The following is a 12,309-nucleotide window of genomic DNA, read 5'->3' on the forward strand; positions in this document are numbered from 1 at the left end:
GGGTGGGATAATTGGCGCAATCGGGGGTTAGCCCGCACAACACCCACCCTGCCCCTTCGGGCAACAAGACCACCCCCACGAGTTGGCCTCGCATTGGCGACACGTTGGCGTCCAGGAGTTGCCTGCCACAACCACAACCACCCCCCACCAGGAAGGCCCAACCGCATGGTCGACTCACCCCCCGGCATGGAGATCACCGACGAGAACAAGTTCAAGGGTTCTCTCTTCATCTCCGCCTACGCCGACCTCATCGACTCGGTGGGCAAGGACGCCGAGAGCGAAACCGAACGGGTCCTCGACATCACCTTCGCCGCCATCGGCGCGGCGTCCTCCACGGCGATGCTGGCGATGGACCCCTTCGGCACTCTCCTCGGCGCGGGGATCGGCTGGTTGATCGAGCACGTCAGCTTCCTGAAGGAACCGCTCGACCAGCTCATGGGCGACCCGGACGAGATCCAGGCCAACGTCGAGGCGACCAAGGCCACCGCAGCCGAGATGGCGGTCTTGGCCGAGACCCACCGCAACACCCTCGCCCAGCCCCAGGACTGGACCGGCCAGGCATCCGACGCCTTCAAGGCCAACATGGAGACCCTCGGCCAGGAACTCGACTCCCTCGCGAGCGCCGTAGAGAAGAAGGCCAAGATCGTCGCGATCTGCGGCGTCCTCGTCTCCGTTCTCCGCGACATCGTCCGCGACCTGATCTCCCAACTCCTCGGCTCCCTCCTGGCAGGCGCGATCGCCGCCGCGGCGGCCGCGTTCTTCACCTTCGGCGCGTCCATCGTCGGCTTCGTCGGTTTCGCCGTCGGCAAGGCCGTCGCGCTGGGCGTCAACATCGCCTCGCGGATCGCGAAGCTGATCGGTGCCATGTCCCGCCAGATGGGCCGCATCAAGCACCTGGACGAGATCACCGAGCAGGTCGGCAAGGGCTGGAAGCGCTTCGAGAACGTCGCCGACGTGGCCGAAGTCAGCTACGAGTCGTGGAAGGCCCAGAACGGCGTCGACAAGAAGATCGACGCCGCGGTCGCCTAGACCCGTTCCCCCGTCCCGGCGATCCCGAAAGGCGCGGACATGGCGCGCTCCAACCACAGCCCCAGCGGCAACCCCGGCGCGAACCCCAACGGGAGCCCACCACCTGCGGCCCCGCCGCCACCACCTCCACCGTCAGCCCCGGCGGGCCCCACCGGCACCGCCGGGTTCACCGTCTCCGAGGGCTCGATGCAGACCTTGCAGCGGTACGCCTCGGACCTCCAGTCCCGCTACGACGGCGTCTCCACCCAGTTGGCCTCGCAAAAACTGGCCTTCAACGCGCTGGGCATGCTCGGCATGCCGATGGTGGCCGCCGTGAACAGCTCCGGCGACAAGTCCGTCGACAAGGCCAAGCACGCCGCGGAAACGATGGGCCAGGTCCGCGACGGCCTCCGCGCGACCGCGGAGACCTCGACCAACACCGACCAGTTCATCGCCGACCAGTTCGGCAAGATCGTCCCCGACTCCGGCGCGAAGAACCCGCACGGATCCCCAGGCATCGCCCCGAAACCGACCCCGACCCCAGGCCCGCAGGTGTCCGACGCGAAACCGGTACCCGGCGCACAGGGCCCGGACCCCATCGCCCCGCCACCGCAGACTGGGCCAGAGGTGAACAAGTTTCAGCCGATCCCAGGCGCGGACGGCACGACGGCACCGGCGAGCGTTCCCCCTCCAACCGGCCCACCGGTAACCCCGATCAACGACCTCCCCGGCACCCCCGGCACAACCGCACCCGCGAGCGCACCGAATCCGACCGGCCCGCCGATCGCACCACTCCCGCCGATCCCAGGTTCGCAAGGCGTTCCCACACCGTCGAGCACCCCCACCGGCCCACCGATCGCACCACCCCCACCGATCCCCGGCTCCCAGGGCACCACGACCACCGCGGGCTTCACCCCGCCGCCCGCACAGCCACCCACCCTGAAACCACCCGCCCCTCCCGGCAGCACCCCACCCCGCCCAGGCGTGATCCCGAACGTTCCGGGCGTCTCCGGCCCACCCAAGGGCATCTTCACCCCCACCCCACCGGCAGCCGACTCGTTGCGCCCCATCGCCGACACCAACCCACCAGCCAAGACCCGTCCACCCGGCATGCCCCTGTCCAAGGCCCCAGCCGCACCCCCGGTCACCACAAACCCGTCCTGGCCAGGCGGCAGCCCCCCAGCCGGCAGCTTCCCAACCCCTCCAGGCCAAGCCACCCCACCCGCGGGCACGATCTCGCCCCCGACAGGCCCGAACCCCTTGGGCCCCATCGGCGACGCCAACCCACCCGCACACCCACGCCCGGACGTCCAACCCCACCCACGCCCCGACCCGGACGCGATCAAGCCCCCCACCCCCCAACCCACCCCACCCCCGGTAGCCCCGGTGAAAGCCCCGCCCAACATCCTCGACCTGCTGGACCCAAGGGGCTATCCCGGCGGCGAGCACCTACCCCAATCGGACGGCCCCAAGACCGACGGCGCGTGGCCCGCCACCACGATCGACGGCAAACCGTGGGCGGACCTGTCCGACCTCACCCCGGACCAGAGCCAGAAGTGGATCGACAACCTGAGGAACATCCTCGCCACCAAGGAGGACGGCGCGTTCTTCTGGTCCGGCAGCATCTACGACGCGGACGGCAACCGCGTCTCCGTGATGGACGAGGCAGGCGAGATCGCCCAGAACAACGGCCGCAACACCCTTGAGGGCCTCCTGGACGACAAGGGCGTCAAGCTGCCGGGCTGGGGCAACACCTCCCCGGAGGGCAAGGCGGTCTGGGACAGCGTCTCGGCCAGCCTCGCCCACGGCTCCAGCGGCGACGTCTACGTCCTCCTGGGCCCGTCCAGAAGACCCGACAACGTCTTCCACATGACCGAATTCCCCATCCTCGAGCAGAACCCGAACGTCAAACGCGTGATCGCCGTGGACGTCCTCACCAAGCAGGAGACGGTGATCCTGACCAAATAACCGGCCCCCCGACGACTCGACCCGCCGCCCGAGTCGTCGGGGTTTGGGCGAATCGTGTCGGATCGTTCCTGGTCAGCTTGATGCAGACGGGAACCGGCGACCACTCCCGCACGTCATGCACGGGCGTGGGACGTTCGAGCAGCGCGTGTGATGATCTGCGCCTGCCGAGCGTCCGCTCGACGAAGAGGAGTGGTGTGGTGAGTGACCGCGGCGATCGCATCGTGGCCGTCCTGGAGGACGCGTTCTCGGACCTGATGGCCGCCGATCCGGCTGCCTTCCGGGCCAAGTTCCGGAAGATGGCGGCCGAGCCGTTCGCGTTCTACCGGGGCAGCGCGTGCCTGTTCTACGCGGACATGGCCGTCGAGCCCGACGAGTGGGCGGACGAGCGGACCAGTCGGGTGTGGATCCAGGGCGATCTGCACGCGGAGAACTTCGGGACCTACATGGACTCGCAGGGGACGTTGGTGTTCGACGTCAACGACTTCGACGAGGCCTACCTCGGGGCGTTCACGTGGGACGTGCGGCGGTTCGCGGCGTCCATGGCGCTGCTCGGGTGGCGGAAGGCGTTGCCGGACAAGGGGATCGAGGACCTGGTGCGGACGTACGTGACGGCGTACGTGACGCAGGTGCGGTCGTTCGCGGAGAACCCCAACGACGAGCTGTTCAGCCTCCGGCTCGACAGCACGGAGGGCGCGCTGCACGACGTGCTGCTGCGGGCCAAGCTCGCGACACGGGTAGAGCTGCTCGACGACACGACGGTGATCGTGGACTACGAGCGGCAGTTCCGGCGCGACCGGGCGGGCGTGCGGGAGTTGGGGGACGAGGAGCGCGCGCGGGTCGAGCGGGCGTTCGCCGGGTACCTGGACACGATCCCGGACGGCAAGAAGGCGAGCAGCAGCCTCACCTACGCGGTGAAGGACGTGGTGGGGCGCAGCGGGTTCGGCATCGGCTCGGCGGGCCTGCCCGCGTACAACGTGCTGGTCGAGGGGCGGACGCAGGCGTTGGAGAACGACGTCGTGCTGTCGATGAAGCAGGCGAACGTGGCCGCGCCGAGCCGGATCGTGCGGGACGAGCACATCCGCCGGTACTTCACCGACCACGGCCACCGGACCGCCGTGTCGCAGCGGGCGTTGCAGGCGCACGCCGACCCGTGGCTCGGGCACACCGAGGTCGACGGCGTGGGCTACGTCGTGGCGGAGCTGTCGCCTTACGTGTCGGACCTGGACTGGTCGGACCTGACCGAGCCCGCGGCGATGCTGCCGGTGCTCGGCTACCTCGGCCGGGCGACGGCGAAGATGCACTGCGTCGCCGACTCCGACTCCGAGCAGACGCTGGTCGACTTCCAGTGCGAGGAGGCCATCGCGGCCGCCATCGGCGACCGCGACGCCGACTTCGCCGACTCGGTCGTGGAGTTCGCGCTGCGCTACGCCGAGCAGACCCGCGAGGACCACCGCCTGTTCGTGGACGCCTTCCGCGACGGTCGGATCAGGGGGATCGAGTCGACCGAGGCGTGGTGACGGTCAGCTCACGGTGAAGGAGTTGGTGGTGCCGGTGAACCCGGTGATCTTGCCGGTCCACCCGCTCTTCCAGTCGCCGTTGTGGACGATCCGGTAGGTCCCGGCGGGCGTGCCCGCCGGGATCGCCCAGGTGATCGTGGCCTCGGAGTTCGCCACGCCGGACCGCTGCCACCGGTAGCGGGTGGACCAGTCGCCGTCGTCGCCGTGGCGCGTCCACTGGCCGTTGACCAGCCGCTGCACCTCCAGGAACGTCCCGTTGCGGTGCAGGTTGTTCTTCGGGTGGCCGGTGACGAACACCGCGGTCGCGGTCTGGCCGGTCGTGTAGGCCGCGGCGGGCTGGGTGAGGACCTGGCCGAACGACGTGCCCGGCGCCTTGTCGTCGAACACCACGCCGGTCTGGAGGTTGAGCTCGGTGAACGGCGGCTTGGTCGGCGTCGGGCCCGCGGCGGGCGTGGTGCCGTCGCGCAGCGACGCCGCGAGCTTGCCGAACTCCTGCTGGTAGGCGGGTGTGGTGTTGCGGCCGAACAGGGTCGAGCCGCCCTCGTACTGCTGGAGGTCGTACTCCTCCGGCGTGGTGACGTACTGGCTGTAGTCGTTGGCGTAGCCCTGGATCAGCACGTTGTCGATCGACGTGCCCAGTTCCGCGGCGACCGTGCGGCGGATCCGCAGGCCCGCGGTGATGGTCACCTCGCCGGGCACGGCGACCAGGTGCAGCTGGCCGATCCGGACGATCTGCAACGGCACGACGTTCGGCGTCGCCTGCACGAGGCCGGTCGGCACCAGGGACGCCTTCGGGTACTGGCAGTCCTTGAGCCACTGCGGCACCGGGATGTTCAACGGTTCCAGCAGCGACTTGATCGGGCTCTGCATGCCCTCGGTGAAGCCGGGGATCGCCGGGCCGTCCTCCACGCTGCCCGCCAGGGTCGACGCGCCGACCACGCCGGAGCACGTCGTGCCGGGTGCGCCGTCGGTGGTGTAGCGGCCGTCGACCGCCACGGATCCCATGTCCACGAACCGCATCCGGTGGGCCACGCCGCCGGTCACCTCGGTCTGCGCGCCGGCGAAGATCTGCTGCGCCTTGCGGTTCTGCCGCTCGCCGATGATCCGGGTGTTCTCGACCTCGTCCTCGGTGGGGCCGGAGCCGGGGCGCAGGTTCAGGTTCGGCGACATGTCGCCCGCGTTGGTGTTCGGGAACGCGGCGACGAAGCCGGGCCGGTCGTCCAGGTACCGCACGCCGGAGTCGTCGTGCTCCCACTGGTAGGACGCGTACCCCTTGTTGTCCGGGCTGATCAGCGTGTTCCGGCCGGTCATCGACGTGTTGTGGGTGGCGAACCAGCTCACCGCGCCGACGTCGGCGGTGCCCTGCCTGAACTTCAGCACGGTCATCGACGGGTCGATCGCGTTGGGGAAGAACGCCTTGTCGGCGGCGGGGTTGCGGTCGAACGCCACCCGCGACCGGTTGACGCTCGCGTCGGTCAGCTCGCCGCGGCCCAGCGACAGCGAGCCGGGCTTGAGGTCCTCGTGCGCCTCCACGACCGATTCGACGATGCCGTCGGTGATCGCGTCGAGCGTCTGCTGCTGGAGGCCGAGGATCGACAGGTTGTAGGCCAGGTTGTGCGAGTACCCGCCGGGACCGGCGTGGGTGTGGGTGGCGGACAGCAGCAGGTTCTCCCGCGTGTACGTGTTCCCGTAGCGGGCCTGGAGCTTGGCGAGCACGCCCTCCTGCACGGAGCGGAAGACCATCGCCAGGTCGGCGTTGACGTAGGCGACCCGGTCGCCGGTGGCGCGGTCGACCACGACGTACGCGCGGGAGCGCTGCCGCTGGTGCAGGCCCGTGGTCTTCTGGCCGAAGTCCGAGTACCCCATCATGCCGTTCTCGGCGGCGGGTCCCGTCACGTCGGAGATGCCGCGGCCGACCAGGTAGGGCTCCGGTGCGGCCTGCGCGGCGGGCTGGCCGGTGAAGACCAGGATCCCCGCCACGGTGGTCAGCACCGTCACGACCGCCGAACGCCGCCTGGCCCGCATGCGCACTCCCCGAGGTACGTGAACCCGATTCATGTTCCTCGCGACCGTAGGTGATCCACGCCACCGGGACAAGGTCGGGTTCGTCCCGGAACGGGTGATTCACCGGAACGGTGGCAGCAGCACGCCCTCACCCGCGAGCCAGCTCTCCACGCTCACGCGGTCGACCAGCCGGGGCACGCCGGGCCGGTCGTGCTCCACGTGCGCGCTGCCGACGAGCAACGCGTCCCAGCCCGTCGGATCCACGCCCGCCCGGACGAGGTCGGCGGTGAACCGGCCCCAGTCGAGCTTCGCGTCACCGCGGCGCATGGCGTCCGGGACCAGGTCGCCCAGCCGCCGGGACGCCGCCGCGAGGTCGAGGTCGTGCGGGTCGACCTCCGCGTGCAGGGCGTCGATCCGCCCCGCCAGGACGTCGGCCGCGTCGGTCGGGGCCGGGGCCGCCATCCGGGCGAAGAGGTCGCGGACGTCCGGGCCGAGGAGCACGGTGGACTCGCGGACCACGTCGATCGGCTCGTCCGGAGTGTGCACGAGCACGACCAGCACGGTCGGCGCACCGAGGACGGTCCGCAGGTGGCGCGCGGTCCGCTTCGCCGGGGTGGAGCGGCCCTTGAGGTCGCTCAGCCGCAGCGACGCCGGGATCACCGGGTGCGGGGTGGTGTCCCGCAGCAGCACGAGCAGCGAGTCCGACTTCCCGCACACGTGGTCGGCGATGGCCAGGCTGGCGGGGGTGGAGATGGTCGACTGGTAGTGCCAGATCCCCGCGGTCAGCTCGGGTCCGAAGTGGAACCTGACCGTGTGGACCGGCTCGAAACCGTTGCGGCGCACGAGGTCCACGCACCGGTGGGCCACGCGGCCCGCCACGCAGTCGGGTTGGAGCACCAGCACGGCGTGGCGCTGCACGACGCGGGCGACGTCGTCGCCGAGCACCTCGCGCGCGGCGGCCAGGCCCGAGCGGAGCCACTCGTCGTCGGCGTAGGCGGCGTGCTTCTCCCCGTCCGCCGTGAGGGTTCGCCAGGTCACCGGGTCACGGCGCGCAGGTCGGTGAACGCCTCCCGGATGAGGTGGCCGATGTCGTGCCGGTCCGGGTCGGCGATCCAGGTCACGAACGCGACCTTGAAGACGCCGACGCCGACCTCCGCGGCCAGTCGCGCGGTCCGGTCCTCGACGCCGCGGTCGACCAGCGCGTCCGCGACGGCCGCGGCGAGGGCCGCGAGCTTGACCAGTTCGCGCTCCTGGAGCTCCGGGTTCGCGACGATGATCGCGTAGCGGTACCGGGGGCCGTCGCCGCGCTCCTGGAGCAGGTCCGCCGCGGCGTCGAGGCCCGCGGCGACGGCGGCCAGGGGAGTGGCGGAGTCCGGCGCGCCCGCGACCGCCTTCACGACCGCCGCCTGCATCACGACCGCGCCGGAGAACAGCACGTCGCGCTTGTCGGTGTAGTGCCGGAAGAACGTGCGTTTCGTGAGGCCGGCGCGTTCGGCGATCTCCGCGACCGTCGTCTGGTCGAAGCCGCGCTCGGTGTAGAGCTCCATGGCCGCGCGCTCGAGTCGGCCCCGCGCGTTCGGTTCCCATCTGCCCATGCGGGACATCCTAGTGATGGCACCCGGTGTCGTCGCCTGCTACGGTGATGTCACCAGGTGTCATCGACTCTTCGGAGGCTCCCCATGCGTTTCCTCGTCACCGGCGCGTCCGGCTTCATCGGCCAGTCCGTCGTCCCCGAACTGCTCGGCGCCGGTCACGACGTCGTCGGCCTCGTCCGCTCCGACGCCTCGGCGGCCGTGGTCACCGGCATGGGCGCGGAGGTCCGGCGCGGCGACCTCGACGACCTCGACGGCCTGCGCGAGGCCGCCGCGGCCTCGGACGGCGTGCTCCACCTCGCGTTCAAGCACGACCTCATCGCCGTCGGCGACTTCGCGGGCGCCGGAGCCGCCAACATGCTGGCCGTCGAGGCGATCGGGGACGCGCTGAAGGGCTCCGGCAAGCCGTTCGCCATCGTCGGCGGAACGCTGATGCTGACCGTCATCACCGGCCGTCCCGGCACGGAGGACGACGTGCTGGAGGACGGCCCGCGGATCGACGCCGAGAACGCCGTGATCGCGTTGGCGGACAACGGGGTCCGCTCCTCGGTCGTCCGGCTGCCGCCGCTCGTGCACGGTCCGGCCGACCACGGTTTCGGCCCGGCGCTGATCGGCATGGCCACGCGGCACGGCGTCTCGGGGTACGTCGGCGACGGGGCCAACCGCTGGCCCGCCGTGCACGTGCTCGACGCCGCGCGGCTGTGCAGGCTCGCGCTGGAGCAGGCGCCCGCCGGGTCGCGGCTGCACGCCATCGGCGACGAGGGCGTGCCGTTCCGGGAGATCGCCGAGGCCATCGGGCGCGGCCTGGACGTGCCGACCGCGTCCGTCGCGGCGGAGGACGCCGCGGCCCACTTCGGTTTCCTCGGCGGCCTCGTGGGGTTGGACAACCCGACCACGGCCGTGCGCACCGCGGAGCTGCTGGGGTGGCGGCCGACCGCCCCCGGTCTCCTCGAGGACTTGGAGAAGGGCGACTACTTCGCGTAGGCGGGGCCACGGGTGCGGCCGGGCCGCACCCGTGGTCTTGACGGTGGCGCGGAGGGCGTCCTAGGGTCCGACTTCCCGAAAGCTTTCACACCCTGAACCGAAAGTTTCGGAAATCAAGCCCGTCGCAAAGGAGCGAGAGCCTGATGAAGTCGATCCGCTTGGCCACCGCGGTGGTCGTCGCCGCGGCCCTGTCGGTCCCCTCGACGCTCGTGGCCACGGCCGCGCCCGTCGACCGCACGCCCGGCCACTCCGCCAAGGACACCCTGCGCGGAGCCGCGCCCAAGGGGTTCCACATCGGGACCGCCGTCGCGGGCGGCGGCCACCACGAGTCCCAGCCCTACCCCGACCCCTTCACCTCCGACCAGCCCTACCGCCGCGTGCTCGCCGCGGAGTTCGACTCGGTGTCCGCCGAGAACCAGATGAAGTGGGAGTACATCCACCCCGAGCGGGGGACGTACAACTTCGGCATGGCCGACAAGATCGTGCGGTTCGCCAAGCAGCACGGGCAGGTCGTGCGCGGGCACACGTTGTTGTGGCACAGCCAGAACCCGGCGTGGCTGGAGCAGGGGAACTTCACGGCCGCCGGGCTGCGCTCGATCCTGCGCGACCACATCAAGCGCGTCGTCGGCCGGTACAAGGGCAGCATCCAGCAGTGGGACGTGGCCAACGAGATCTTCACCGACACCGGCGCGCTGCGCACCACCGAGAACATCTGGCTCCGCGAGCTCGGGCCGGGGATCATCGCCGACGCGTTCCGCTGGGCGCACGAGGCCGACCCCAAGGCGAAGCTGTTCTTCAACGACTACGGCGTGGAGAGCGTCAACGCCAAGAGCGACGCCTACCTCGCGCTGATCACGCAGCTCCGCGCGCAGCACGTGCCCGTGGACGGGTTCTCGGCGCAGTCGCACCTGAGCATCCGCTACGGCTTCCCCGGCGACCTGGAGACCAACCTGAAGCGGTTCTCCGCGCTGGGCCTGAAGACCGCGATCACCGAGCTGGACGTGCGGATGGACCTGCCGGAGAGCGGCGTGCCGACCGAGGCGCAGCTCGCGCAGCAGGCCGACTACTACACCCGCACGCTCACGGCGTGCCTCAACGTCCGCGGCTGCGACTCGTTCACGATCTGGGGCTTCACCGACAAGTACTCGTGGGTGCCGGTGTTCTTCCAGGGCGAGGGCGCGGCGACGGTCATGGGGGACGACTTCTCCCGCAAGCCCGCCTACACCGCGCTGCGGAACACCCTGGCGGCGCGTCGATGAGGCGCGCTTTAGGGCTCGTCGTCGCGCTGCTGCTGCTCGTCGCACCGCAGGCGTCGGCCTCCTCGCACGTCCGGTGGGTCGGGGCGTGGGCGACCTCGCCGACGACCGTGCCCGCGTCGGACACGACGACGTTCGAGGACCAGACGCTGCGGCAGGTCGTGCACCTCAGCGTGGGCGGCACGAGCGTGCGGGTGCGGTTGTCCAACGAGTTCGGCACTGCGCCGCTGGTCATCGGCGAGGCGCACGTGGCGCGTCGCGCCGGGACGGCCGCGGCGGTGGACCCGCGCACCGACCGGCGGCTCACGTTCGGCGGCCGCCCGTCGGTCACCGTGCCGCCGGGCGCGCCGCTGCTCAGCGACCCCGTGGCGCTGTCCGTCGTCGCGGACTCCGACCTGGTGGTCAGCATCCACCTGCCGCGCCGCACGCCCGCGACGACCGTGCACGCCTTCCCGTTCCAGGACGGGTACGTGGCGGCGGGCAACGTCACCGGCAGCGCCGACCTCACGCCGACGGCCGTGCTGGGCAAGTGGCACTTCCTCACCGGCGTCAGCGTCACGGGCCGGGCGACGGCGACGGTCGTGGCGTTCGGCGACTCGATCACCGACGGCGCGGAGACCACGCGCGGCGCGAACAAGCGCTGGCCGGACGTGCTGGCCCGGCGGTTGCAGGCCGATCCGGTGCTGCGACGGCTGGGCGTGGTCAACGCGGGCATCAGCGGCAACCGCCTGCTGCACGACCCGAACCCGCCCGCCGGGCACCCGGCGGAGGCGTACGCGAACTACTTCGGCCAGGCGGCCCTGCGCCGCTTCGACCGCGACGTCCTCGCCCAACCCGGCGTGCAGCACGTCGTCGTCCTGCTCGGCGTGAACGACCTGGGCCACCCCGGCACCAGCGCGCCCGAGTCGGAAAGGGTGACGGCGCGGGACATCATCGACGCCCACCGCCAGCTCGTCGCCCGCGCGCACGCCCAAGGCCTGCGCGTCCACACGGGCACGATCACCCCGTTCAAGAACGACACGTTCGGCTTCTACAGTCCGGAGAACGAGGCCGCGCGCCAGACCGTGAACCGCTGGATCCGCACGAGCGGCGAGCCGGACGGCGTGGTCGACTTCGACCGCGCGCTGCGCGACCCGGCCGACCCCGAGCGCCTGCTGCCCGCCTACGACAGCGGCGACCACCTCCACCCGAACGACGCCGGGATGGCGGCGATGGCGGCCGCCGTGCCGCTGAAGCCGTTCCGCTAGCGCTCAGGGACGCCCTGCGGTCACCGACCGCAGGGCGTCGAGCGTGTCGCGCACGAAGTGGGTCAACGGCAGGTCGCCGTCCTGGTCCAGCCACCGGCCGATGCCCACCGAGAAGATCGTCACCGCGACCTGGGCGGACAGGACCGCGGTCAGCTCGTCGACACCGCGGTCCACGAACCCCTGCCGGATCGCGTCCGACAACGTCGACAGCTTCCGCAGTTCCCGCTCCCGCAGCCCCTCGTCGCTCTGGATGACGGCCCGGCGGGTGCGCATGAAGTCCCGGCCACCCGCGAACAGCGTGTCCGCGACCGAGTTGAGGCCCTCGACGATCACCGCCATCGGGTCGAGGTGGGCGGGCGCGTCGGCCATCAGCTTCGCGACCCGCGCGGGCAGTTCCTCCTCGCCCGCGAACAGCACCTCGCGCTTGTCCGCGAAGTGCCGGAAGAACGTCCGCGTCGTGAGCCCGGCCCGAGCCGTGATCTGCGGAACCGTCGCCTCCGCGAACCCCACCTCGACGAACAGTTCGAGGGCGGCCTGCTTCAACCGGTCCCGCGCGTTCGGCTGCCATCGACTCACACGTCAAGCGTAACCGAGGGCACACCGTGTCATCGCGACTTGGCACGCCGCGGGGTCGTGGACCGCACGAGATCGCGCACCATCCAGACCGTCGCACTCATCGCGAGCACGATCAACGGCAGGAACTGCCAGAACGTGTCCCACAGCATCGGTCCAC

At 71.0% G+C, this 12,309-nt stretch carries 10 protein-coding genes; 6 read left to right on the plus strand and 4 right to left on the minus strand.

Annotation, left to right across the window (positions count from 1 at the left end):
• The first annotated feature begins 165 nt into the window (after positions 1–165).
• The 3 genes from ACFWW9_RS33570 to ACFWW9_RS33580 all read left to right on the plus strand — a co-directional run bounded on the left by ACFWW9_RS33570 (position 166) and on the right by ACFWW9_RS33580 (position 4,493).
• Positions 166–1,029, plus strand: coding sequence for a WXG100 family type VII secretion target (locus tag ACFWW9_RS33570; RefSeq protein ID WP_390386162.1), 864 nt, complete (start codon positions 166–168; stop codon positions 1,027–1,029).
• Positions 1,030–1,068: 39 nt separating this feature from the next.
• The gene (locus ACFWW9_RS33575; protein WP_390386163.1) at positions 1,069–2,976 is read left to right on the plus strand and encodes a hypothetical protein; all 1,908 of its coding nucleotides are present in this window, start codon (positions 1,069–1,071) and stop codon (positions 2,974–2,976) included.
• 254 nt (positions 2,977–3,230) lie between these two features.
• Positions 3,231–4,493 carry a DUF2252 domain-containing protein gene (locus ACFWW9_RS33580; protein WP_390386190.1) on the plus strand — a complete coding sequence of 421 codons (1,263 nt, stop codon included), beginning with the start codon at positions 3,231–3,233 and terminating at the stop codon, positions 4,491–4,493.
• A gap of 3 nt (positions 4,494–4,496) precedes the next feature.
• On the opposite strand, the gene ACFWW9_RS33585 is transcribed toward ACFWW9_RS33580, so the two are convergent.
• The 3 genes from ACFWW9_RS33585 to ACFWW9_RS33595 all read right to left on the minus strand — a co-directional run bounded on the left by ACFWW9_RS33585 (position 4,497) and on the right by ACFWW9_RS33595 (position 8,092).
• Entirely contained in the window at positions 4,497–6,518 is a 2,022-nt protein-coding gene (locus tag ACFWW9_RS33585; protein ID WP_390386164.1) for a neutral/alkaline ceramidase, read from the minus strand.
• 99 nt (positions 6,519–6,617) lie between these two features.
• A complete protein-coding gene (locus ACFWW9_RS33590; RefSeq protein WP_390386165.1) occupies positions 6,618–7,535 on the minus strand; it encodes a hypothetical protein in 918 nt (305 codons plus the stop codon).
• Positions 7,532–8,092 carry a TetR family transcriptional regulator gene (locus tag ACFWW9_RS33595; RefSeq protein ID WP_390386166.1) on the minus strand — a complete coding sequence of 187 codons (561 nt, stop codon included), beginning with the start codon at positions 8,090–8,092 and terminating at the stop codon, positions 7,532–7,534. Before ACFWW9_RS33595 ends, ACFWW9_RS33590 begins: the two co-directional genes overlap by 4 nt.
• Positions 8,093–8,176: 84 nt before the next feature.
• Between ACFWW9_RS33595 and ACFWW9_RS33600 the strand changes: the two genes are divergently transcribed.
• The 3 genes from ACFWW9_RS33600 (at position 8,177) to ACFWW9_RS33610 (ending at position 11,576) form a co-directional block, all read left to right on the plus strand.
• The gene (locus tag ACFWW9_RS33600) at positions 8,177–9,073 is read left to right on the plus strand and encodes an SDR family oxidoreductase (protein WP_390386167.1); all 897 of its coding nucleotides are present in this window, start codon (positions 8,177–8,179) and stop codon (positions 9,071–9,073) included.
• Between the two features lie 143 nt (positions 9,074–9,216).
• Positions 9,217–10,332 carry an endo-1,4-beta-xylanase gene (locus ACFWW9_RS33605; protein WP_390386168.1) on the plus strand — a complete coding sequence of 372 codons (1,116 nt, stop codon included), beginning with the start codon at positions 9,217–9,219 and terminating at the stop codon, positions 10,330–10,332.
• Complete coding sequence (locus ACFWW9_RS33610; RefSeq protein WP_390386169.1) at positions 10,329–11,576, plus strand: SGNH/GDSL hydrolase family protein; 1,248 nt, start codon at positions 10,329–10,331, stop codon at positions 11,574–11,576. Before ACFWW9_RS33605 ends, ACFWW9_RS33610 begins: the two co-directional genes overlap by 4 nt.
• A 3-nt stretch (positions 11,577–11,579) precedes the next feature.
• On the opposite strand, the gene ACFWW9_RS33615 is transcribed toward ACFWW9_RS33610, so the two are convergent.
• On the minus strand, positions 11,580–12,152 hold the full coding sequence (locus ACFWW9_RS33615) for a TetR/AcrR family transcriptional regulator (RefSeq protein WP_390386170.1): 573 nt from the start codon (positions 12,150–12,152) through the stop codon (positions 11,580–11,582).
• Positions 12,153–12,309 lie beyond the last annotated feature (157 nt).

The organism is Umezawaea sp. NPDC059074 (assembly GCF_042738955.1).
Lineage (GTDB): Bacteria > Actinomycetota > Actinomycetes > Mycobacteriales > Pseudonocardiaceae > Umezawaea.

Bases quoted from the DNA above. Each gene is read 5' to 3' on its own strand.
- ACFWW9_RS33600 (WP_390386167.1), top strand. From the start codon at position 8,177: ATGCGTTTCCTCGTCACCGGCGCGTCCGGCTTCATCGGCCAGTCCGTC.
- ACFWW9_RS33595 (WP_390386166.1), bottom strand. From the start codon at position 8,092: ATGGGCAGATGGGAACCGAACGCGCGGGGCCGACTCGAGCGCGCGGCC.
- ACFWW9_RS33575 (WP_390386163.1), top strand. From the start codon at position 1,069: ATGGCGCGCTCCAACCACAGCCCCAGCGGCAACCCCGGCGCGAACCCC.
- ACFWW9_RS33570 (WP_390386162.1), top strand. From the start codon at position 166: ATGGTCGACTCACCCCCCGGCATGGAGATCACCGACGAGAACAAGTTC.
- ACFWW9_RS33580 (WP_390386190.1), top strand. From the start codon at position 3,231: ATGGCCGCCGATCCGGCTGCCTTCCGGGCCAAGTTCCGGAAGATGGCG.
- ACFWW9_RS33610 (WP_390386169.1), top strand. From the start codon at position 10,329: ATGAGGCGCGCTTTAGGGCTCGTCGTCGCGCTGCTGCTGCTCGTCGCA.
- ACFWW9_RS33585 (WP_390386164.1), bottom strand. From the start codon at position 6,518: ATGCGGGCCAGGCGGCGTTCGGCGGTCGTGACGGTGCTGACCACCGTG.
- ACFWW9_RS33605 (WP_390386168.1), top strand. From the start codon at position 9,217: ATGAAGTCGATCCGCTTGGCCACCGCGGTGGTCGTCGCCGCGGCCCTG.